Genomic DNA, 24140 nt, shown 5'->3' with positions numbered 1-24140 from the left:
CCCGAGAGTTAAGTTAATAAAGCGAGTCAGGCAGCGTGAACTGGCTGAACAGACCACCGGCAAACGGGTTATGGCTGGCATCGGTATAAACGCGATAGGTCATCGCCCCGTTCTCCAGCGAGAAGCGCACGTCAAAGGTGTTCTCATTCACCTGAGTCAGTTGATCGCTATTGATTAACCGGAACATCGCCCACGGACCGCTAAAGCTCAGGCTGCGCGGTGAACGCTCACGATCGTCCGGCACCAGCGTCAGCTTGCTTTCGGCACCATCGCGCATACTGTTTGGCCACACCAGCGGCGTTTTCTGGCGACGACCGTGGCTGTATTCCAGCAACTGTCCGTCCAGATTCAGCACGCTGCGGCGTTTGTTCGCCGTCAGTTCCAGCGGTTCCAGAACAAAATGCACTTCCAGGCTGCCCTGCGCATTAAACAGGGTCTGGCGGATGCGGGTCGCGCGTTCAAGCTGTTTCACCAGCTCTGCTTGCAGAGGCGATGCCATGCCTTCTTCCAGCATGCCGCTTTCCATCATCGCCTTGAGGTTGGTCTGATAGAAGTTGTCCAGCGTCCCGCCAGTCATGAAGAACATTTCCATTTCCGATAGCGGCACATCTTTGTTCGATGACGGATCAAAGGGATAACGATCCGCCAGCTTCTCATTGAATGGCGTCACGACCTTATCCAGCCATTCCTGATTCAGCGACGACATCGCCAGCCCGGTCACCAGACTGGCGCTCTCTCCGGCTAATTGCCCTACCCAGCGATCCAGCGGTGCGGGAAGACTGCGGGCGTATTGCTGTAAGGCGAACACCGGATCGGCAAATTTATTCCCCTGCCGCGCCTGCACCGCTTTCAACGCCGCCTGTCCTGGATCGGTCGCGTTAACGATCTGATCGAGATAGTGATAGAGATCCGTCAGCTTCTGATTGACCTCTTGCACCAGCGGCCCCTGCTCACCGCGTCCGCTCAGCGCTGCATTGATGGTCATAAACGGACGACCGGTACGCGTGTTAATACTCTGCGCGGTGTCGTTATCATCATCGGACAGCTTACGGATACGGGTGTTATCACTGACCGTGGTTAGCACGCGCTGGAAGGGCTGATCGTTGCCGGTAATATCCGTGAGAATGTCGAGCGCCTGCTCCGGTGTATCGAGCGTCTGCACATCAATGTTCGCCAACACTTTCTGCCACTGGTTGATGTAATCCGTAATGTAGCGGTCATTCACCTGACGCAGGATTTCCCGCCGATCGGCCTCGCTGAACTGCGCACGCTCGCGCTGTCCCAGCACCCAGGCGTCCAGCGCCGTCAGCTCTAACAGCGCTTTGTCCTGCTTGAGGTAATAGTCGCTAAAGCCGGGATACGTCAGCAGCCGAGGCACGCTTCCCGCTTTGTCATTACGCAGAGAAAACACCGGATCAAAGGTCGGGCCGACTTCATCACGAATCGCTAAATCTGGCGGCAGCACCTGCGTCGCCTTCATCACCAGACTCTGGTAAACGCGCTGATACATCGGCAGCTTGCTCAGTTCCTGCTGAGCCAGCGTAATCGGCTGACTAAAGGGTGCAAACGTGCTGATCGCCACCGCGTCTTTCTGCTCACGCGCCTTGTGCCAATCGGTGTGCTCAAGGGCGTAATCCAGATGCTGCATCAGCTGTTCCTGCACGTTGCCCTGTCCGGGAAATGCCTTCTGCCAACGCTGCGCCATAAACTGTTCGACCAGCGTTTTATTGCGCCCTGACGCATCATCCAGCATCCGCATCACGCGCAGAATCGTCAGCTTTTGCTCGCTATTGGCAGGTGCCTGATTCAGATCTTCCAGCAGCCCTTGCATCACCGCCGGGAGAAAGCGCTGATTCAGCATTTGCAGATAGGTACCTTCAACATGAGGCCCAATCTTGTCGCCCTGATACAGGCCAAGATCGGCCAGCAGCGGCGTGCGCTCGTGGTAATTGCCAAAGGATAAGGTCGCATCGCGAATCAAATTCAGACGCGGCAACTGCTGATAGCCGTAGCCCTGCTGGCCTTCCAGCTCATTAGTGCCGATAAAGGCCTGCGCTTTCGTCAGTACGTTACGTCCGGCTTCTTCATTGACCCGATAGAAATGGTGCCAGCTGCCAATCAGCGCCAGACTGGCGAGCAGCATGCAACCCACGCCGATACTCAACCGACGACGGCGATAGAGGCTATGCAGCCGGTTTTCCCCCGCCAGACTGGCCTCTGGGAAAATGACGTCAGGGAAAAGACGCTGCACAAAGAACGTATTCGATTCACCGCGCAGCGCAGGGTTAATCGGCTCTGGCAGTTGATAGCGTCGGGAAGCCGACTGCGCAAAAGCATCGAACGGCACCCCTTGTTGATAAACCGAGCTAACGTAGACGCCGCGGATCAGGAACGCACGATCTTCGCCCGTCGCTAACGTTTCCGTCAGCACTTCCATCACGTAATCTTTCACGCCAGCCAGTTGGCGGACAAACGAGAACAGCGAATTGCGCACGCTTCTGTCGGATTGCGTCAGCAGCATATCCGGCAGGTTGTCATTCAGGTGCGTGACCCACTCGTCCCAGAAGCGCTCAAGCTCTTCTAACCAACCTTTACTGTTGCTCGCCTGCGGCGTAAACGTCACCCCTAATACGGCCTGACGCGCCTCGCGGTTCAACTGGCGATAGACCTTATCGAAGCCGCTCAGCATATCCAGCCGGGTCAGCGCGATATATACCGGTAAGCGCGTATTGATGTTGACGGAAATTTCCTGCAAACGCGCACGCATGACCTGCGCGTAGGCTTTGCGATCGGCGACGCCAGCCTGTGCCAGCCAAGAAATATCCAGCGTGAGTACCAGACCGTTGAGCGGCTGGCGGCGACGATTTTCACTGAGCCACTGTAGCAGGTGCTGCCACAGTCGGGCATGACGCTGTCCAAGCGAATCGCCTTCCAACTCAGGCTGCGCAAGTAGCTGCCCGCTTGGGTCCCAAATCACCGCGGATTCGCCGACCCAACTGCTCACCTGCTGGCCTGCTGCCACGTCTCGCAGCTCCGCATCCAGCTTCGGATTCATTTTGTTTGCCGGATTAGCACGATGGATCAGGCTACTTTTCCCGCTGCCAGCCAGACCAATCGTCAGATACCAGGGCATCGCATACAGCGCTCTTTTGCCCAACTGGGTCTGAAACGCCTCCAGCCAGCGGTCGAGAAACGTTTGCTGGCTGTCGACATACACCTGCAAGGGATCCTGTTCAATCACCTGCTGTTCATGACGCTCCGCCCGCATCTGCTGCACACGACGCCAGACCATCCAGGCGCTGTAGGAGAACGCCAGCCACAGCCAAACCAGCGTGAACACCACGCGGCCCCAAATTCCCTGTAATGGACGCGACTCGCCCACCGTCAAACGCGGCCCCAGCCACCAGGCCAGAACCAACACGACGACCCACAGCAGCACACCCAAAAGTAGCCAGGAGGGTTTCAGTTTAGGCAACTGCTTGCGTAGAAAGGTTATGATTGTTTTAAACATAAGTGACCATTCACTCCGAATGTCTTATTTTTTGCGGGATGCCGCCAACCGCTCCACGCGGCTGACCATTCCCGGTTCCCATTGCATCAGGCCCAATTGTTGGCTTTCCTGCCACATGTGCTGATAGTGCTGTGCTGCCAGTGATTTCATCCCTTCTTCGGCGAGTAAATCCGCCAGTACCAACTCGGCATAAAAGCGGTCACGCGGCTCTTTCAGGCGACGCATACGCTCATCCAATAGCTGCATCGCCGCCCCAATGCCTTTCTCGTCCCGACAGGCCGCTGCCTCCGTTGCCAGATCGTCCTGCCGCGCCCCACCGCCGCCGCGAACGGGCTGGCTAGACTGCAACCACTGGCTGCATTTCCCGCTCAAAAAGGGCGCCCCATCGCTGAACGCCAGCTCACGCAGCTCCGGCACACGCAGAAGAAACGCAGACAGCTCCTCAGCAATCGCCGTCGCGACAGAAGCATGCCCCAACCGTGAGGCCACCGAAGCGGACAGCATGTGGCCATCAAACCAGTAAGGAGCTAGCACCAGACTTTGTTCTATACGTTCCCATAGCGCCAAGTCGGCCTGCGCCAGCGCACTTTGGTATTCATCCACGCGGTCTGACGAGACGGGAGCCAGTTGGGTTTTATTCCCTTTGGACGACATCGGCGGTGTGGCAATACCGGACCAGATAGCATGGCGGCGCAGACGATAGCCAATCTGTGAATCGGGATGACGCTCAACCAGCAGCGCCGCGACGTTCAGTTGCGTTTGCCGCCAGCCGCGTTCGTCGGATGAATTAATCTCCACCGAACTGACGGGTGTCGAGGCCGCACTGGCGCTGGTTTCACTTCCACCTGCGCCTCCACTGCCGCTCGCTGCCGGGGTCGGTTTTGCCGTCTGATTCGCCTGTTCCTGCGCCTGCTGTCGCTGTCTGGCTCGCTTAACGCCCTGCACCAGTTCATCCATCAGCGCCGCTTTGTCGCTCGCCAGCTCGCTCCAGCGGGTCGCCACCTTCTCCGTTAACTGCTGCAATTGCTCCAGCTCTGCGCTGGATGCACTCTCTGCAATACGGGGCAGCGCGCTCTCAAAACGCCGAACAATCTGGATCATCAACTTCTGTTTCTGAACCGGACTGGCAGGCCACGCGGGCACCCAGTAACTTTCCAGCCAACTGTCCAGCAGAATCAGCGCAGTAGAAAACGGTGTCGCTTTGGCCGGGTGCTGTAAGCAGCGCAATAGCTGTACCAGTACCCGCATGTCTTTGGTTTTGCTTTCCAGCAAGGTCAGGCAGTAGCCTGCCACCACGTTAAGATCGACCTGGTTATGCGCCAGCGACCCGAGCTTGACCAGCTCTGTCTCGACCTTTTCCCAGAGCGGATCGTCCGGCAATACCGCCGCGCGCAACATCTCATCCGGCAACGAGGTTTGCAGGCGTTTACACCAGGGATGTGCATGCATGAACGCCTCCTTTACCAGTGACACTGCTGACGCAGCGGCGCTAATGCTTCGCCCAGCCCGGCGAGTTCGATACGCAGCGCGTGACCGTCCGCGCCGTTAAGCACCAGTTCGCGATGCCCAATCCAGCGCTTTAACGCATCAATCGCCGGCAGGCCGCGCCCCGACTCCAGCAACAGCCCGCGATTGCGGATAAACCAGCTGTCGGACACCGTTACGCCATCCAACTGCGACGTGACGGACTCCCCTTTCCAGGGTTCGCTGAGTGTTAAGCGCAGGTGCGTAATATTGCTGGCGCAGCTAATCACCAGCGTATTGCCATCGGCCAGCACGCGGGTGAGCGTCATATCGCCGCTGTCTGCTTCACGTCCCAGTTGAAACGTTGCGCCCGTCACGGCGTTATCACGTTGTGGGGACAGCGTGCCGCTGCGTTCCGCTTCACGACCCAGCGCGTCATAACAGGCCAGTCGGAGTTCTGAAGCCGTCTCATTGCGGCACTGTTCCCACAATGACTGCCAGGCGGGATCGGGCGTCGCGGCAGTTGCCAACAGTAGGGGTGCCATCGTCAGAAACATCAATTTACCTCCAGCTTCTGGCATTTGTGGTCGAGAGTGCGTTTAGGAATATTGAGGCTATCGGCCACCAGCAGGCGGTTGCCCTGAAACTGGCGCAGGCGTGCCTCAATGACAGCCGCTTCATACAGCTGTGTGGCAATACGCAAATCGTGGATGTGCTGATAGCGATCCTGTTCTTCAGGCGGGCTGCTCGTCAGCCGCTCACGCAGCTCCGGCGGCAGCGATGCCAGAGACAGCGCCTCACCGTCCGGCGTATGCGCGCAGGCAACTTCCAGCAGGTTGCGCAGTTCCCGTACATTGCCGGGAAAGTCATACGCCACCAACTGGCGCAGGAAAGCGCGGTTCAATGGCCCAACGTGCTTTTGCTGTTTGTCTGCAAATTGACCGATGAAGTGCTCGCACAGCAGACGAATATCGTCCGGCCGCTCGCGCAGCGGGGCGACCTGCAACAAGCACTGGCAAAGGCGATGATAGAGATCCTGCCGAAACACGCCGTCAGACACCTGCTGTTCCAGCGGCTGATGGGTCGCGGCAATCAGGCGGAAATCGGAATGCACTTCTTTCTCCGCACCGAGGGGACGAAAGCTGTGCGTTTCCAGCACCCTTAACAGTTTGGCCTGCATGGACTGCGGCATATCGCCGACTTCATCCAAAAACAGGGTTCCGCCGTTGGCCTGCTCGACCAGACCAATCTTGTTGCTCTGTGCGCCGGAGAACGCGCCTTTCTGATAGCCAAACAGCTCGCTTTCAATCAGATTTTCCGGGATCGCCGCGCAGTTGATAGCGATAAAAGGCTTGTCGGCACGCTCGGAACACTGATGCAGCAGGCGCGCCACCACATCCTTCCCTGAACCGGTTTCGCCCTGAATCAGCACCGAAAGACGGTGCTTTGCCGCCTGATAAATCTGCTGATGTAGCTCTTTAATGACGACAGATCGGCCAATCAGCGTGGCTTCCACCCGCGTTTCCTGCTCGCGACGGCTCTGCCCTTCATCCTTAATCTGGCGAAGTGAATCTCTCAGCGCGACCTGCTCCCGTCGGGTATGCGCCAGCTCACGCAGCAGCATAAGCTGACGGCAAAACACCTGCGCCAGCCGTTCGCACTCGCCGCGCTGATGCAGCGTTTGCAGGCGCATCGGCGTATCCAGCAGCGCCAGCACCGCCAGCGGTTTACCGCTCTCCGACAGCAGCGGTAGCGCATGCAGCCCGCAGTTAGTTCCGACAGAAACCAGCATCTGCCGAAATTCACGGTGCTCAATGCGGGCACCGCCATAGAGAGAATCCCAAGTGCGCGCCTGATTCTTATGCAACGCATAAGCCAGCGGGTGGCTAAAGTCATCCACGCCCAGACTCAGCGCCACCGGCGTTTCATGCACTCGCCCCTGACAGGTCAGTTGCCTGCCGCTGACATCCACCATACCCAGTAACATCCCTTGAGGCTGCCAGGCGGCCTGCATCGTCTCCAGCAGCCAGTCGCACAGACCGGCCTCATCATGCTGTTGGGTCAGTGCAAGCGTCAGTTCGAGGGCTCGTTGCATACTCAGCCCTCAACCTCAGTCTGGAACTGGCCGGCTTCGACGCGGAAATGAATACGGCTGACAGGTTCACCCGCAGACATGCGTTGCAGCAGCTGTAGCGAGACCGGTGGCAGCAAGGCACCATCAATCACCGACTCGAGCATACGCGCGCCGTTTTCGCTGCGATTCGCCAACCGCAGAATCTCTTCCGGCACCTCATCTTCAATGATGACTTCCGCCCCAAAGCGCTGTTGCAGCAGGGACACCAGACGCGACAGTTTGCCCTGTACGATCTCAACCATGGTGTCATGCGCCAGCGGCAGGTAAGGAATGACTTCCATACGCGCCAAGAGTGCAGGTTTGAAGAAGGCTGCCAGCTCAGGGTAGAGCGCATCCAGCAACACATCCGACTGCTCGGCGTAGTTCACGATCGTCTGGAACCCGAGGTTGGAGGTCAGGAAGAACACCACATTGCGGCAGTCGATCACCCGACCTTCACCATCGGCGAGTTCACCTTTATCAAACGCCTGATAGAACAGGTTCAGGACATCCGGGTGCGCCTTCTCCACCTCATCCAACAGCACCACAGAGTACGGTTTCTGGCGGATGGCTTCGGTCAACACGCCGCCTTCACCAAACCCGACGTAGCCCGGCGGCGAACCGATCAGGCGTGAAACCGTATGTTTTTCCTGATACTCGGACATATTGATGGTGGTCAGATAGTTGCGTCCGCCAAACATCAGGTCGGCAATCTGGAGCACGGTTTCCGTTTTACCCACGCCGCTCGGCCCAACCAGCAGGAAAGCCCCCAGCGGACGCCCCGGACGACGAAGATCTGCACGCGCGGTCAGCAGGTGTTTATGCAATTGAGCAATCGCCAACTGCTGCCCTTTAATTAAATCCCCCAGGAATTCAGGCAGGCGCGTGACGACATCCATTTCACTCTGTGAGATGCGGTTCAGCGGCACGCCCGTCCACTCGGCAATAACGGCCGCAATCTGCGTTTTATCAACGTGAGGAGAGACCAGTACCGAGGACTGTTGCAGCGCTTCCAGCGCCTGTTCGCAGGCCGCCAGTTCCGCTGCTGCCGACACCACATCAAAATCGACAGACTGCTCGTCATCCAGCAGCGCCGTACGCAGTTCAATCACGCGCTGAACCTGTGTTTTCTGCTGCTGCCAGTCGGCTTCCAGCTGTGCCAGCTGTACCGCACCAGCTTCGCGGGCGTCACGCAGTTCGGCTAACCGTTCTTCGGTATTGCCCAGACCAATACGCGCCTGACGCTCAAGCTGGGTGATTTCCATCTCCTGCTGATGCAGTCGGGTCTGTAGCTGGCTGACCGCACGCGGTGGCGTCGTCAGGTTAATCGCCACGCGTGCGCTGGCAGTATCCAGCACATCGATGGCCTTATCGGGCAGTTGGCGACCGGAGATATAACGTGCCGACAGCTGTGCCGCCGCCTGAAGCGCATCTTCATCAATCAGGACGCCGTGCGCTTTTTCATAGATGCCGCGCAGCCCGCGCAGGATAACCGTGGCTTCTTCCGCATTCGGTTCACCGACTTTGACGAGCTGGAAACGGCGGGAAAGCGCCGCATCTTTCTCGACGTATTTTTTGTATTCGCTCCAGGTCGTGGCCGCGATGGTGCGCAGTTCACCGCGCGCCAGTGCAGGCTTGAGCAGGTTGGAAACGTCCAGCCCACCGGCCTGATTGCCTGCCCCGATGAGCGTATGCGCTTCATCGATAAACAAAATGATAGGGCGCGGTGAATCCTTCACTTCCTGCATCACGCCTTTGAAGCGTTTCTCAAATTCGCCTTTCACCGAGGCACCGGCCTGCATCGCTCCCAGGTCGAGCGTCAGCAGTTCTACATCCCGTAATCTTTCCGGCACGGCACCCGCCACAATACGCAGCGCCAGCCCTTCGATCAGCGCACTTTTACCGACGCCCGCTTCCCCGACCACAATCGGGTTATTTTTACGACGGCGGGAGAGAATATCGATCATCAGATCGATTTCATGATCGCGGCACAGCACCGGATCCAGTTGCCCCTGTCGGGCGGATTCCGTCACGTTTTGGGTATAGCGAGAGAGCTGCGTGTTCGCCGCAGCGGCCTGCTCGGCCGTGGCGGACTGCACCGCGACCTCCGTTTCCACCGAATCCTTCACCCACTCATCAAACTGCTGGCGTAAAAGCTCACGGTTAATCTGCGCCAGCGGGCGAGATACCGCGCCTGCCACATAGCGATTGGGCGTCAGCAGCAAGACCAGTAGCAAGATGCCGCTGCGCAGGCGTGCATGTTGGAATTCGGCCGAGGCCAGCAGCCAGCTATCCTGCAACCACTCCACCAGCAGAGGGGAGAATGAGGGATAGCCCGCATCAAATTCTTTATCCATGGAGGAAGGCAACAGCAGCGAAGACAGCTCATCCGCATCCACGCCCGCACGCTTGAGGATCTGGCGCACATCGCACAGCGGCGTTTCCAGCATTTTCAGCAACAGGTGCTCAATACGGATTTCCGCACCCTGATGTTGAATACAGAGTGCCGCCGCTTCTTCCAGCATATGACGGCACACGGGGTTGAGTCGTTCAACCAGTGTCGGCAGTTCAATTCGAATCACGGTGTAGCTCCTGTTATTGTAATAATTCTCCCAGCTGACGCAGTACGTCCTGGGTTTGATGAGTTAGCTGATAGCGGTACAGGCCGAAGGCGGCCACCAAGACCACACACACGCCGACAAACAGCGTGCGTAATGACACCTGTCTGCGCAGCTGGTAGCGCGAGGCCTGCTGCCCCAGATTCAGGTGGAAGACCGTCGGCGAATTCGCAGGCTCTGGGCGCAGGGTGTCATGCAGCTTGTTCACGACGCGGTTCAGTTCTTCACGCCCCTGCGTCATCACCCGATAGCGCCCTTCAAAACCCAGACAGAGGCAGAGGTAGATAAACTCCAGAATGTCGCGATAGCGGGTTGGGTCGTCCAGCAGCTTTTCCAGCAGGACAAACACCTTTTCGCCTCCCCAGGTTTCATTGTGAAAACGGGTCAGCAGAGAATGGGCCGACCACATGCTTTGGCCGCCCCACTCCCGCCCCATCACCGCTTCATCAATGAAGGTGCAGAGGATGTAGCGGAACGACAAGATCACGCCGTTTTCGTAGCCATGAGAATGTAATTCCTGCTCGATAGCCTGAATTTCAGATACCACACGCTGATACAGATCTTCCACGCCCTCATAGGCAGAGAGCTGGCGCACCCGCTCTACCATGCCCAGCAGCGGCGTGACCGCATCCACCATCGGATTAATGCTTTGTCCACGCAGGCGGAACCAGTAGTCGGAGTCCATATCCAGCTGGCGGGCATGGTCAAAAAGCAGATCGCCCAGTTGATCGTTTTTAATAACCTCGATGCTCATCTCTTCCTCTCCTTAACTACTGCCCACGGATGGCCCAAAGCTGCATATCCAGTTCTGGGAATTCGCCAGCAATGTGGAACGCCAGCGTGTTGCCAGACACCAGCACCTGCCAGGCGGGGCTTTGTCTATCCAGTTGGAAATAGCTGTAGCCCGCGTGATAAGGCAGCTGGCGCGGCGCAACCGGCAGCGGCAGCAGCGGGATACCCGGCAATTGCAGGCTGATCAGTTCGCGGATCTTCTCGCTGGAGGCGATCTTCGTTTGTTGCAGCAGCTGTTTACGCAGATGCTCCTGCGGCATACGCGCACGCACCGCCAGTACAAACTCGGCGCTGGCCATCAATTCCGCATCGCCAACCATCGCCACCATCACGCCATACGGCTGTTTCTTCAGTTGGATGGAAACGGCGCGCGGCGACAGCACGGTGCTCAGCGCCTGACGCAGCGACATCATCAGCGGCTCAAAGCTGGCCTGCTGGTGTTCGTGACGATAAGCGGGGAATTCTGGCGGCAGGCGCGATTCATCGGTAAACGTCATCAGCTCGCCGCACAGCTCAACCAGCGTTTCGTGCAGACGTTCAGGGTGCAACGTGCCAAGGCGCGCCAGATGCGACAGCTTGGGCTGCGCGCGGTTAAGCAATTGCAGCATCATGAATTCGGCCACGTCCGCGACGCCCTGCTGCCCCGGTGCGGCAATACGCTGCGCCAGACTGCGCGCACGCTCCGCCACTAAACCAGCAGATTCACCCAAAAAGCGCTTTAAGGTAGGGATCGCAGTGACGCTAATGCTGCACGGCATAAAGTTCGGATCCAGAATCAAGCCGCCGTCAGGGCGCTTATCCAGAATGTTGGCAATCGCCAGCGAGGCATAGGCGCTGCGATCGTCACGATCGAGCATCAGGCGCAGGCTGACCTTGCCGACTTCCAGAGAAACGATATCGCCGCCGTCGCTGTGCAGATCGCGCACGTCATGCCGGTGCGATTGCAGACGGCTGGCGATCCCCTGCCCCGGCTGACCAACTTCACTGACGCCATTTACCGCCAGCGGCAGCGCCAGATACACTTTCTGGTTTGCCAGCGCGACGTCGGTAATCTCCAACGGCAGCGGCAGGGCGTCGTCGCCCGGAATATTGAACACGGTGCCGTCAGGCATCACCCCGCTGGCGTTCACCAGCGCGATGCGGCCAAAATTGAGGTATTCCTCATTAATCGCCAGCGACTGCAAGCCATAGAAATAGTCACTGAGAGCGCTGAGACGCGCGTGCAGTGCGTAATCGGTGTGTCTTTGCTGTTGTTGAAAATGCTGCGGTTTAATGAACAGACCTTCCCGCCAGATAATGCGATTGCGACTCGACATAGTTATTCTTCTTCTTGGTCTTTTTTGATTTCGACTTCATCCCTGCGCAGGTGCACGAGGATCTGATACGTCTGCCCGGTATTCTTTAGCTTGATGACTTTGCGCCACTCCGCGCTTTCCGAATCCGCATAGCGCGCCACTACGCCGAGGTAGTGCACCTTTTCATCCAGCGCTTCGGGCGGCAGATATTTGAACTGTCCCGGCAGCAGCGTGTAGTCCTGATGACTGAGGTAATTCTTGGCTAATGCCTTTTCGATATCCGTCGTGATCTGGTCGTAATCGGTGGCTAACAGACGTGAATCTTCCGCTAACAGAACCAGTTGGAATTCGATAGGCGCGGCTTCACCGCTGTCGTTCGGGTTAACATCCGGTTCCGCCAGCAGGCTGAAACCCACGGTAGAAGGCTGATGATTGTTACTGCCCACCTGAATATCGGGATTCGCCGCCACCTGCGCCATCTTGCCCAGCGTGGTACACCCCGACAGCAGGAACATCAGGGAACATAAGCACAGAGCCCGCAGCATTATTTTTGCTCCTGCTGTTGACGCACGGAGCGGTCATAGGCCTGCGCATACACCTGATGGAACAGCTTCTGGAAGCCCTGCTGGCGCGGCGACGTTAATTCACGGTAGTAGTGCTGATACATCTGCCACGCCCAGCCGTCATCCACTGCCAGTGGTTCGCCACTGCGACGATAGTGCTCAAAGCGGCTGAGCAGCGCGGCAGGCGAGAAGGCCTGGAGAATATTTTCCAACGCCACGGCAATCGCTTGCTGGTTCGCGATGTGATGCACCCGCACATTGTTCAACACCTCTTCCACGGCAGCGGGCGCAGACAGGTGCACCGGGCTTTTTCCTTCGGCAAACAGCACCGACAGCGTATCCGCATAGCCCAGCCCCAGACGCAGCGGGTTATCTTCAATCGGGCGCAAATGCGTGTCCGCCATTGCCGCCTGTTCCTTCTGCAGTGTCAGCAGGCCTTCAACCATCGCACGCAGGCTTTTCCCCATTTCTTCCAGCATTTCACGCAGTCGTGCATCATCACCCGGCTGAAGCGACAGCCCCAGCCCGCGCATCAGCGGTGCCAGTGAGGTGCCATCGCTGTAGCCCTCCAGCCCTTCTCCCGCGTACGGTGTGTTGATGGTCGGTAATTCCACAAATTTCTGATCCATGGTGTCCTCAGCAGAAGAAAAAGAAGAAAGAGAGGCCGTGAGCGATGCTCCGGCCGTCTCACTGTCTGATGGCAAGAGTGGCTGGCTCTGCTCTTTCTGTAGTGCCCACAGCGGGTCATTCAGCACGGCCGTGGGATCGGCCAGATCCGTTGAGCGCTTTTTTTTATCTTCCGTTAACCAGCCGCCCAGCACATCGACCGTGCCCTGCCCTAATACCTGATCGATATCCTGTTCCGTGGTGGGATCGCCGATGTAAACGCCCAGCCGGAAAGGCCCGATAACCAGCTCATCGCCGTGCGACAAAATGACTTTGCGATCGCGCCCAATCGGCGACAGCGATCCGTTAATAAAAGACTGACCGCTCAGATCGCACAGGCTGAAATAGCCATCGGTCATTTCGATACGGGCATGCTCCGGCACCACGGAGCCCAGCCGATCCCGCAGTTGCCACTGGTCTTTTTCCGACGCGCCCAGCGTGCCACCACGATGATCGAACTGGTGCTGCACCTGAGAATTGATATCGAGCTGCTCACTGTTGAGCACAACCAACGTGAGTGGATGGGTTACGTTCACATTTACTCCTGCACACAAATCGTCACATAGGGATCCGCGGGCGGCTGCCCGAGAAAGCTGCTCCATCCCAACCGGCTGCTTTGCTCACTGCCCAGGCTTAAGCCCTTGGCTTCGCCTTCCGCAAAACCCAGACGCAGATCCCAAGCCAACTGATCGCGGAGAATGAAAGAGACAAAACGCACCAGCGGCTGAAAATGCTCGCCGTTGGGCAAGAAGCTGAGAAAGCGGCTAAAGCTGAGATTGCCGACCTTGAGCAAAAACTTGCCGGCGCAGTCATTCACTTTGTCGCCGATAACAAAATCACCGCCCAACATCATGTTTCCTTTACCCAGGCGGTTCTGCTGCCCTTCGTGAATGGGCACGCGACGGTGCTGCCAGGCCAGAACAGCCACGTCATCCAGGTCAAAACAGTGAATAACCAAGCCCGCGACCACTTCCGGAGAGCGGCTGGGGCTGGCGAGCACCCCGGCGTAGGAAAGCATCTTGGCGCGGTTAACCGGCAGGCTGTCGCGTACGGCGTCATTCCCTAACCCCACCAGCGCAAACATCAGGCGGGAGAATCCATCCTCCCCCTCATTTTGGAAGCGGACGTGATAGCGGTATTTGCGCCAGGCGCGGTGCAGCAGCGTGAGTAAGCGGTGATGAAAGAAGTCGAGAAACACGCCTAACTTCTGTTCGCCCTGCGCGTATTCCCAGGCCAGCTCTTCGAGGTAATAACCGGGCATCGGTGACTGGCTGCCGTGCAGGCCAAGAAACGCGACTTCCAACTCCTGACGGCCATCTTCATCACGCCCCACCTGCAAGATATCGCTGGGGTGAAAACCGATGGAGGCCGTAGAGCGAAAGCGCAGGCGTTCCTGTTCAGGGCGGAAATCCAGCTCTTGTTCCAGATCCACGCCTTCCAGTTGGTTAAGTAACTCCACCAATTGGAAAAAATTAAAGCGTGAGACATCCTGACGGAACGTCACATCATTGAGTGTTGACCTATCTGTACCGGCCATCGGTAGCGCTCCTTGTTATCGATGTTGACCACTTCCAACAGGTGGAAAGCGTTGACGCTGGCGTATAGCGAGAAGAAGTGCGCCAGCACCGTACTAAACAGATAGAGTTCTCCTTCACTGGAAAACGCGGATTGCCGTACTGACAGGATGGATTTCAAGCCGCGAACCGGCATCCCCTGAACCAGACGGTCGATCGGTGTGGTTTCGATAGATTCGATCCCTGCCAGACGCTTACGCGAGGCTTGTTCCGCCTGCTTGTCGTGCAGCGCCGGGAAGTCGTAAGTACGCAGGATCTGCACCAGCGCATCGCGCCGCAGCAGCGACACATAGTTCAGAGATAGGTTGGAGATCAGCGTCCAGTGCAAGCTGCCATCCATGGCAGGCCGCAGCGGTCGCGTCGGCCGTACCAGATTGCGAAACGTCGCGAAAGACGGAGAATTGCCGGTAGGTACGCAGATCGACCCAACGGGCAATTTCGCCGCACGCGATCGGTTGGTACAGGTCAGCGTAACCGAGATGGATTCATCCAAATCAATCACTTCCTGCTCATCACCACGGACAAAAGAAAGCATGTGATCAAACCCGTTGCCGTTGACCGCTTCTCTTACCCGAATACGGTAATAGAGTGCGAGCCGTCCTTTGGCACGTTCGATCTGGTGCTGAAAGCTCTCAAAAGGCTGATAGGTGCGTGGAATCCCCCGCGCACGGCCTGAGTTCCCTTCAACCCAGCCTTCAACCTTATCCACAGAGAAGATTTCAAAGCTATCGGCGTTGCGGTAGCTGGCTTTAAGCGGGTAATCCGTCTGGCGTCCGCTGAGATTGATCGGTTCGCTATCATGCTGGAAGAGATTGATTGCTGGCACGCAGTTGAGCATGAACGAGTCAGGGCGGATCTTCAGTTCCGCTGGCAGCGGGCGGTCAAAGCAAAAATGCAGACGGAATTCCGTTACCGTCAGCGGGAGCTCCGGCCATACCGCGCCCGCGAGTTGGAAAAAGAGAAAACTTTCAGGAAAACAAAAGTATTCCTGCAGGATGCGATAGCCAGAATAGACGTTGCCGGGGTACGGCAATAGCGCATCTTCCCGCTCAAAGCCGACCGTCTTCAGCACGCTGGCTTCCTGACGGAAGCGTTGACCATCGACTTCCAGCTCAATGTGCGACAGTTGGCTGGCAATCCAGAAATAGAGTTCGTAGGCCGTATAGGTATCACCGCCCAGATAAAAGCGCAGCTTGTCGAGTTGTAGATCGCTTAGCGATAGCGGGCCATGCAGCCCAATATCCAGCGTAATGGTGGAAAGATCGTTGCCGCTCTGTACCTTGATTTCACGGATATCGGCTGGATAAATCCAGGCATCGTGGCAGGTCTGAAAATGGCAAACCACATCATCAATCGGCAGGCTATCAAGCTCACAGCCACGTTCAACAAACGCGGGCTGGGCAATCGCGCCGGGGAGTACCGAAAACTGCATAATCGTCATGCTCGGTACGGGGCGCAGGTAATTCGGCCACAGCATGCCCAGCAGACCGTGTGTCAGTTCCGGAAACTCATCCTCGATCTTCGCCCGCAGGCTCCCTGTCAAAAAGGCGAACCCTTCCAGCAGACGCTCGACGTCTGGATCCGTGGTTTGTTCTGACAAAAATCGGGTAAGCTCAGGGTGCGCCTTGGCGAATTCACGCCCTTGCAGGCGCAAGTAGGTCAGCTCATCCCTGAAAAAATGTTCCAGTGACATAATCAGATCATTCTGTAGTGGCGGTGGCTATCCATATGGATATTGAAAGAGGCAACCTGCTCCAGATCTTCCAATCTGACCCGAGCGGTAACCTGAAACGACATCTCCATCGGATTCGATAAATAGTCCGACGTGTTGACATCCACATGAACAATTCGAGGTTCAAAGCGACAGATACACTGTCGGATCGCCTCCCGGATTTTCCCTCGAATGTCCGCACCACCCTGCGTTGCGTCATTAAAATCAATCACGCCAAGCTCAGGTGCGCTGCGGCAATTTCCGGGCCGGGTGTTGAGCACATTGTCCAATTGACGCTTAACGGACTCGATCAGTGCTTCAACTTCCGTTTCAGGGGAGGAGCGACGCTCCTCCCCACGGATACGATCAAACAGACTTGCCGCGTTTCCCCTTTCCCAGGCAGAAAGAGACGGCATAAGTCTTATTCCTTATCCAAACGCCCTACCAGCGACAGCTCAAAGTTCGCCCCCATGTACTTGAAGTGCGGGCGCACAGACATGGTGACCTGATACCAACCTGGTTCTCCTTCTACATCCAGCACTTTGATTTGTGCGGCACGCAGAGGACGACGGCTACGAACATCTGCCGGCGGGTTTTCCTGATCGGCGATGTACTGTTTAATCCAGGTATTCAACTCACGTTCCAGATCCTGACGCTCTTTCCATGAACCAATCTGTTCACGCTGCAGCACTTTGATGTAGTGCGCCAGACGGTTGATGATGAACATGTACGGCAGTTGCGTACCCAGCTTGTAGTTGGTTTCCGCTTCTTTGCCTTCTTTTGTGTTCGGGAACACCTTCGGTTTCTGCACCGAGTTAGCCGAGAAGAACGCCGCGTTGTCGCTGTCTTTACGCATCGTCAGAGTGATAAAGCCTTCTTCGGCCATTTCATATTCGCGACGATCGGTGATCAGGACTTCAGTCGGGATCTTGGCTTGAAGTTGGCCCATAGCTTCATAAACATGCACTGGCAGGTCGGTAATCGCACCGCCGCTCTGCGGGCCAATAATGTTCGGACACCAGCGGTATTTCGCGAAGCTGTCCGTCAACGCTGTTCCCATCAAATAGGCGGTATTGCCCCACAGATAGTGTTCGTGATCGGTGCTGATATCTTCCTTGTAGTTGAAGCCCTTAATCGGGTTTTCTACCGGGTCATAAGGCAGGCGAGCCAGGAAGCGCGGTGCCGTCAGCCCCAGATAGCGACCATCTTCGGACTCACGCAGCGAACGCCATTTCGTGTAGGCCGGGCCTTCGAAAACGGATTTCAGATCTTTGATGGAAGGCAGATCGGTGAAGCGATCCACGCCAAAGAAGGTCGGTGCAACAGAAGAGATGAACGGCGCATGCGCCATCGCACCAACGGCGCTGACATACTGCATCAGTTTGATATCTGGTGAACTTTGCGTCAGTGCATAGTCACCGATCACGCCACCGATAGGCTGACCACCAAACTGGCCGTAGCCGCTGGAATACACGTGCTTATAGAAGCCAGACTGTGAGATTTCAGGGGCGAATTCGAAATCTTCCAACAGCTCTTCTTTCGTCGCATGCAACACTAACAGTTTGATGTTTTCACGGAAATCGGTGCGATCGATAAGCAGTTTCATCGAACGCCAGGAAGATTCCAGTTCCTGTAATTCTTTCGCATGCAGAATAACGTCAATCTGCTTGCTGAGCTTTTTGTCCAGTTCGACGATCATGCTATCGACCAGCGCTTTGTTCACGGGTTCTGCTGCGTTACCGCTATCAAGAATGTTAGCGACCAGCGCGGCAATGCCCTGTTTAGCAACGCTGTAGCCTTCATCAACCGGGCTGATACGCGCTTGAGCCATGATGTCATCAAGCAGCGATCCAGAAGCACTGGCGGCTCCTGCCTGAACCTGTTCTTCAATTATTGACATATTTATTTCCCTATTTCGTCAATTATTCGGCGGGTTTTACCAGATCGAGCTCTTTCAAAAGCTGCTCTCTGGCTTCTTCGCTGGACAACAGATCCTGCAAACGATTACGGAATGAGGGAATATTGCCGAGGGGGCCTTTCAGGGCGACCAGTGCTTCACGTAAATCAAGCAACTTACGTAATTCAGGCACCTGCTGGGCAATGCGGTCAGGGGAGAAATCATTCAGACCGCCGATGCTCAGTTTCACTGGCAGGTCGTCCTGACTTTCTTCTTCAAGGCGGTTTGGCACACTGAAATTCAATTCCAGATTTGCTTCTTTCATCACCGAGGTAAAGTTGTTCTTATCGATCGATACGGTCTGACGTTCTTCGATCGGCGTTTCCTCTGTGCGCCCTTTCATATTTCCCACGATCATCAGCGTCAACGGCAATTCTATTTCCGCCTGCTGACCACCAGTGGCCGGAACATATTTGATATTAATACGTTCCTTTGGTGCGACAGATGCACCATCAGTTCCTTTTGCCATGTGTCTATACCAACGTAAGGGCACTCGGGCCCGGAGAAGTAAAGTCGATTCCTACCAAAAGCCCGCCATAATCCATAAGAACGGCAGCGATTCGGCAAACAAATAACGCATTTGTTTTTCGACCAGCGAGATGAAATAAATTAAAAACCGAATTAAAAAGCATAATAAAACCGTAATGTTACGGCTTATATCGGCGTAAAAAGAATCACACCAAGAAGGAATTAAATACATTTATATTTTGAGTTTAGATCATACACACAACACAAACACACGGTCAATGCTTATATAGCAGAGCAACTAAATCGAACCACTAAAACACAAATGACAACAAAAACAATTAATTAAATTAACCCTAAGTAAAAATGAATAGAAAGAAAAAGGATATATATCTGATTTTCAATTAGCGGAAAAGGCATATATTTCGTGCCTTTTAATTTCGTTAAAAACGAAATACTTAATGCGCTAATAAAAATCAGAAATAACAAAAAGCTCATTAATTTTAATTTAGTGAAAATATTTACCCTCTATTTTTTACTTTTGGCAGAACAAATATCTCCATTACCTTAATAAACTATTTCCCTGTTAAGAAATAAATATTAGATAGTTTAGCAATCATTGATTTTTTAATGAAAATTATTGGATTTTTATACTATCAAAAAACACAAACCAAGGATTAATGACTTACCGTGGTGTTTTTACGTTATTTCATAACAAAAACTACCGCATAAGGTAGTGAAATGATCTTTTTAACGTCATTTTCAGGCTAAAAAATGGCAGCTATTCGATAGAAGACGATTCCAGACTGAATGTGATTCTCTGTGTCCGATGGAAAGACGAAATGAGAGGACAGATACGACGCGATCAAAACAGCATGTCAGGAGAAGTTCATCGATACGAATGACCTGCGGACACATCGTGCTGCGCACCTCGCCCTTGCCCAAACAGTTCCCGCGATTGCGAGAGTATCCAGATTATTTATAGGGTTTTAGTCAGGACTCAACATTGCTTTCCGGCTCAAGAGACGTTTTCACCACATATCGATAAATGACGCCTGATTAGCGTGCAGGAAGTGTAGCCCCAGATTGAAATTAACAACATCGCAACAAATTAATTAGGAAATAATTATCACGGTATTAATTACACTGGAATGTATTTCACTCCTTAGTCGATTACACTACAATCTACGCTGAGTAATCTTGTCATTCACGGATGGAATAACAATGACCGAAGCAGATCTGGATGAACTGGCTGACCGTATAGTAAAGATGCTAACCACTACGGATTTTTATGAAGGGATGGGTTCTGGCATATCAGAGATAGGTAAGAATTTTGGCTATCTGGCCTATGATTTTATTGATACGGATACACGGTATGCCAAATCACGAGAAATGGAAAGATTGATAAAAGCGATTCATAGAGGAATTGTATCAAGAGAAAAAATCATTGAGGCAATACAAAGAATATTTAAGGTCTTTAACCGGAATGCCTCTGAATCTCAAAAAGAAGCAATTTATCATAAAGCAGTAGGCTCCGTAGCAGGTAGTATGCTTGTTTCACAAGCTGTCTTTCAAATAGCAAAGAGAATCGGCAATGCACCAAAAGTATCTACTGGCACGGTATATTATATTTTGTTGCTTGGTGGGATGGCGAAACGGTCAATATATCGATCAATGTATTTGAGGAGCCATAACCCTGAAGTATATTCAGAGTTGAGAAGAGATGATTTAGATTTTCTGTTCTTCCTGTTTGAAGAAAATGTTGAACCACTAACCGAAGCGATAAAGATGAGGAGAGTGTATGGTAATGGAATGTTTAACCAATTAATTGATAAAATAGAATATAGGATCAAGTGATATGACTACCTTTCTAAAAAAGGCATTTATTTTCATATTAAACAACATAACCATGTTTATTTTCAGCATATGCTTCTTTTGGATTTGTTATATTCTATTTGTTGGGTATGCTCCCTGGAGTGAAAAAACAGTCCATTTAATCATTGCTATTTCCATTTTCATTGGGCTAGGGAAATTGTCTGACTGGTTCGATAAGAAATAAACATGAGTCTATAACATGCTTAAACTCTTAAAAAAATCGGTGTATCTTTTATTCAAAAACATCATATTTGCTCTTTTCAGCATATCATTTCTTTGTATCATCTATATTTTATTGGTTGGATATGCTCCGTGGAATGAAAAGACCATTCATCTCATCATCGCCATTGCAGGCTGCTTCGGATTAGGGAAGTTCTTCACGTGGCTGGATGAAAAATGAATGCAGGGTCTCCCCCGCATCTCGTTTAGTTCATGAACTTCGTCATTTCCCACAATGCATAACCAGACGTTCCGGCTTTGTGGTGCGTCCATGTCACATCTTTATATCTGATAGAAATATGCTCCAATATCAGACCGGCACCATCATCAATGATATTCGGCATGACGAGGTTGATATCTGATATGAGTCCATCATTGATCTGAATGGAGAAAAATTTCTCTTGCTTGGCATGTTGCGTCGTCCGGTAAAAATCGAGCAACACTTTGACCTTCTCTTGTTCGTTCAGTGCCATTGCCAGTAACGGCGTTGACTTATCGATAGGTTTTACCAGAGTGATAGGATTATGAACGGCATGACCGTCATTGCTCATCATATGGTTAAAAGCCAAAATCATGATTTCATCGGTATGCCCTGCCTGATATCGGTTACCGATAGATTCTAATGTGGAGCAACCCTCAGAAATCAATCCCTGTGATTTACCTTCGATAGTCATGTATGCATAATTAGCCATATAAATTTCCTTTTCAATGGTTCTGCGCTTTGCATATTATCGTTAATGAACACTCAAGATCATTGATGCAAATGCAATAATTATGGTGATATGGATATCAAGGAACTCAGTGATATGACATTACGAAATATACAGGAAGAATCTAAGCTAAAAGAAAATGAAGAGACTATCAAAGAAAAACCGAAATAAATAGAAAGATAAACAAGCCAAGTATAAATCTAATTAACAATTAAAGATAATTGGGGGAGCAACATCCCCCAGAATTCTTTTAATATATTTAACTTCTTAATAAAGTTGAATTACTCCCTTGCGCTAAATTTCTCTAGGAATGCTGTCTTTGATATTTTCTTTCCAGTTTCAACTGCATCTGAAATCACACCTAAAAAGGCATGTTCATCAGCAGGAGTATTAGCATCTAACAGACCATTAGCTAAAGTAAGAATTGTCTCTTTGTTTTCCTGAGAAGTGCCCCCATAGTTTGCATATTTATATGCAAATCTTAATAAACCGCATTTTTCTATTGTTTTTCTACCCTTATCTGTTCGTGGTATATAATAACCCGCAATCTCAATTACTTTAATATGCTCTTCATAATCGTCAATATGTGGGTGGACAATAATGTAGTCTTCACTTCTAATAGGCAGTCTTCTCCTGTTGTTATTCTCTAATACAGGTTTATTTCTTTTTTCATTATTACAATCCTTGCATGAGACACATAAATTTAAAGGTTCAAAAACAAAACCTGGATGGCTGCTTTTAGGGATTATATGTTCGGCATCCCAAGCTCCATTATGATCAACCTCAATCCTTTGCTTACAATAAGGACATGTATAGTCCTGAGCAATAATATAATAGTCTTTAATTGATTTTTTAATTCTACAGATGCTACGTTCTTCCGAATCCCATATACTTCCATTTTTATTATCGTCAGGTAGTGCATTATAATATTGATATGTTTCAAGATCCTCTCCTTCATACACAATGCAATTCAGAGGCATTATTGTATCTCCGTAATTACTTTACGAGCCAATTCAATCAACTTAAATACGGGGTCATCTTTATCAAGATTATCTCTCAAAGAGATGATTTTCATTATTTCTGCGTCACCTTTATCGGCATAGTATTCTTGTGGGGACGTGAGAAATGTTATTAGCTCCCTTGTTAAATATTCGTTCTTATAACCTGGGGCTAGAAATAGATTGGCTAATTGGAAGTCTGACGATCTTTTAACATACTCAGAAGCACTTACTAGTTCATCATTTTTAATAGTGTAAATATATGATCTATAGGCATCAAGCTTCGAAACTATTTGTGGAGAATGAGTAGCAATGATAAAAAGACATGAGTTATATCTCTCAAAAACCCTAATCAGGAGTGATATATACCTCTCTTGCCACTCAGGATGGAGACTGATCTCAGGCTCATCTATAAGTATTAAAGAGTTGTCAGTGATGTTTGTGGCAATACCTAGCATCGACAATAGAATACATTGCTCCCCCGAACTCGCAAGCCTCAACGACATCCAACCAAACTCTTTTTTTTCTATTCTAAAGTCAATTAACCTTATGAGATCATTATCCAGTAATGTTAAAAGCTTACTATTAAGATTATCAATGTAAAAATCTTTAGTTTTTATGTAGCCTTCACTACCAATCTTCAATCGAACCTTGAAGTTTTTGTTGCTATCAACTAAATACATTAATAAATCTATAGCTTTGTTAATATTATAAAGTTCATCGTCGGAAAAGTGAAAATCCTTTCCGAAAAATACATTCTGATGATAATCATGAATATCTTGACCATTTTTATCATCTGAGTAATTTTGCTTTTGAAATATTTTCTGATTAACTTTGAATACATATTCAACTTCAGATGAAGCGCCTAAAAACGACAGAATTCGTTCTACATAAGCACTATTGAATTTATTTTGATTCAATAATCCCAATGATGCTGAACCGATCAAAGACAATATAGAGTTACCTGTCGTGCCTCCTTTCACACCGACGTAACTGTAATCTATACCATTAAACTTTTTCCTTATAGGAAATTTATCAAAAGGGCTCGTAGATACAGCTATAACATTGGTATAATTGTTATCTTTTGCATATCCTATTATGTCAACGAGTAACCTACTTTTTCCTTCTCCATTTTGACCAAGAATTACAACGGAAGTGTTATAATGAGCTTGTTTAACCCTTCCCAGAAAATACTTTGCATTAATTTCTTTTTCAAAAATCATTAAAAGTCCTTACCTATAACATAGTCGCTATAATATTGCATCATATGTCGCCTTTTCTCTAATTATTGGGCATGATTGTAGGTCCCACGTATACTATTTCTATCAACATGAGCCAATTGAATTTCTATAAATGATGAATCAAAACCTTCTTCATGTAAAATCGTTGATAACATATGTCTAAACCCGTGCCCTGTAACTTCCCCGCCAAATCCAATGCGCTTAATTACCTGATTGATACTTGCTTCGCCCATCGGTTTATTTGGGTTATTCCGTCCCGGAAAAACATAACGATAGTTCCCTGTCATGATCTTGAGTTCATTGAGTTCATTGAGTTCATTGAGTTCATTGAGTTCATTGAGTTCATTGAGTTCATTGAGTTCATTGAG

General features: G+C 51.9%; 19 protein-coding genes. 1 reads left to right on the top strand and 18 read right to left on the bottom strand.

Annotated elements, in window-relative coordinates:
• Positions 1-13: 13 nt before the first annotated feature.
• From tssM to tssB, 14 genes are read right to left on the bottom strand one after another with little or no spacing between them, the layout of a single operon-like run.
• Positions 14-3511, bottom strand: a complete 3498-nt coding sequence (tssM, locus tag NXT09_RS21535; RefSeq protein ID WP_249716604.1) for a type VI secretion system membrane subunit TssM — start codon at positions 3509-3511, stop codon at positions 14-16.
• 24 nt (positions 3512-3535) lie between these two features.
• Complete coding sequence (gene tssA / locus NXT09_RS21530; protein ID WP_268581118.1) at positions 3536-4960, bottom strand: type VI secretion system protein TssA; 1425 nt, start codon at positions 4958-4960, stop codon at positions 3536-3538.
• A gap of 11 nt (positions 4961-4971) precedes the next feature.
• Entirely contained in the window at positions 4972-5532 is a 561-nt protein-coding gene (gene vasI / locus NXT09_RS21525; protein ID WP_268581117.1) for a type VI secretion system-associated protein VasI, read from the bottom strand.
• Positions 5532-7070, bottom strand: coding sequence for a sigma-54 interaction domain-containing protein (locus tag NXT09_RS21520; protein WP_268581116.1), 1539 nt, complete (start codon positions 7068-7070; stop codon positions 5532-5534). The genes vasI and NXT09_RS21520 overlap by 1 nt, the downstream gene beginning before the upstream one ends.
• 2 nt (positions 7071-7072) lie before the next feature.
• Positions 7073-9670, bottom strand: a complete 2598-nt coding sequence (gene tssH / locus NXT09_RS21515; RefSeq protein WP_268581115.1) for a type VI secretion system ATPase TssH — start codon at positions 9668-9670, stop codon at positions 7073-7075.
• A gap of 13 nt (positions 9671-9683) precedes the next feature.
• Complete coding sequence (gene icmH / locus NXT09_RS21510; RefSeq protein ID WP_010282512.1) at positions 9684-10460, bottom strand: type IVB secretion system protein IcmH/DotU; 777 nt, start codon at positions 10458-10460, stop codon at positions 9684-9686.
• Between the two features lie 16 nt (positions 10461-10476).
• On the bottom strand, positions 10477-11814 hold the full coding sequence (gene tssK / locus NXT09_RS21505) for a type VI secretion system baseplate subunit TssK (RefSeq protein ID WP_014916353.1): 1338 nt from the start codon (positions 11812-11814) through the stop codon (positions 10477-10479).
• Positions 11815-11816: 2 nt separating this feature from the next.
• Positions 11817-12338, bottom strand: a complete 522-nt coding sequence (tssJ, locus tag NXT09_RS21500; RefSeq protein ID WP_010303144.1) for a type VI secretion system lipoprotein TssJ — start codon at positions 12336-12338, stop codon at positions 11817-11819.
• On the bottom strand, positions 12338-13558 hold the full coding sequence (gene tagH, locus NXT09_RS21495) for a type VI secretion system-associated FHA domain protein TagH (protein WP_268581114.1): 1221 nt from the start codon (positions 13556-13558) through the stop codon (positions 12338-12340). The genes tssJ and tagH overlap by 1 nt, the downstream gene beginning before the upstream one ends.
• Positions 13559-13560: 2 nt before the next feature.
• Complete coding sequence (gene tssG, locus NXT09_RS21490) at positions 13561-14559, bottom strand: type VI secretion system baseplate subunit TssG (RefSeq protein WP_014916355.1); 999 nt, start codon at positions 14557-14559, stop codon at positions 13561-13563.
• The gene (gene tssF, locus NXT09_RS21485) at positions 14523-16289 is read right to left on the bottom strand and encodes a type VI secretion system baseplate subunit TssF (protein ID WP_014916356.1); all 1767 of its coding nucleotides are present in this window, start codon (positions 16287-16289) and stop codon (positions 14523-14525) included. The genes tssG and tssF overlap by 37 nt, the downstream gene beginning before the upstream one ends.
• Before the next feature lie 2 nt (positions 16290-16291).
• Positions 16292-16723: a type VI secretion system baseplate subunit TssE gene (tssE, locus tag NXT09_RS21480; protein WP_010303156.1), complete on the bottom strand. Its 432-nt coding sequence runs from the start codon at positions 16721-16723 to the stop codon at positions 16292-16294.
• Between the two features lie 5 nt (positions 16724-16728).
• Positions 16729-18207 carry a type VI secretion system contractile sheath large subunit gene (tssC, locus tag NXT09_RS21475; RefSeq protein ID WP_116237930.1) on the bottom strand — a complete coding sequence of 493 codons (1479 nt, stop codon included), beginning with the start codon at positions 18205-18207 and terminating at the stop codon, positions 16729-16731.
• A 22-nt stretch (positions 18208-18229) separates the two neighbouring features.
• Complete coding sequence (gene tssB / locus NXT09_RS21470; RefSeq protein ID WP_010282535.1) at positions 18230-18733, bottom strand: type VI secretion system contractile sheath small subunit; 504 nt, start codon at positions 18731-18733, stop codon at positions 18230-18232.
• Between the two features lie 1220 nt (positions 18734-19953).
• Between tssB and NXT09_RS21465 the strand changes: the two genes are divergently transcribed.
• On the top strand, positions 19954-20586 hold the full coding sequence (locus NXT09_RS21465) for an Ssp6 family T6SS pore-forming effector (RefSeq protein ID WP_268581113.1): 633 nt from the start codon (positions 19954-19956) through the stop codon (positions 20584-20586).
• A 443-nt stretch (positions 20587-21029) separates the two neighbouring features.
• On the opposite strand, the gene NXT09_RS21460 is transcribed toward NXT09_RS21465, so the two are convergent.
• From NXT09_RS21460 to NXT09_RS21445, 4 genes are all read right to left on the bottom strand, one after another.
• Entirely contained in the window at positions 21030-21515 is a 486-nt protein-coding gene (locus tag NXT09_RS21460; RefSeq protein WP_014699424.1) for an Hcp family type VI secretion system effector, read from the bottom strand.
• Between the two features lie 299 nt (positions 21516-21814).
• Positions 21815-22513: an HNH endonuclease gene (locus NXT09_RS21455; protein ID WP_268581112.1), complete on the bottom strand. Its 699-nt coding sequence runs from the start codon at positions 22511-22513 to the stop codon at positions 21815-21817.
• Complete coding sequence (locus NXT09_RS21450) at positions 22513-23754, bottom strand: AAA family ATPase (protein ID WP_268581111.1); 1242 nt, start codon at positions 23752-23754, stop codon at positions 22513-22515. Before NXT09_RS21450 ends, NXT09_RS21455 begins: the two co-directional genes overlap by 1 nt.
• Positions 23755-23816: 62 nt before the next feature.
• Positions 23817-24140 (bottom strand): tyrosine-type recombinase/integrase (locus NXT09_RS21445; RefSeq protein ID WP_268581110.1); only part of this gene is annotated, 324 nt, incomplete at its 5' end.

This window comes from Pectobacterium jejuense (genome assembly GCF_026800125.1).
GTDB lineage: Bacteria > Pseudomonadota > Gammaproteobacteria > Enterobacterales > Enterobacteriaceae > Pectobacterium > Pectobacterium jejuense.
Note: the sequence above shows the minus strand (reverse complement) of the source record. Positions and strands in the feature narration are given on the sequence as shown.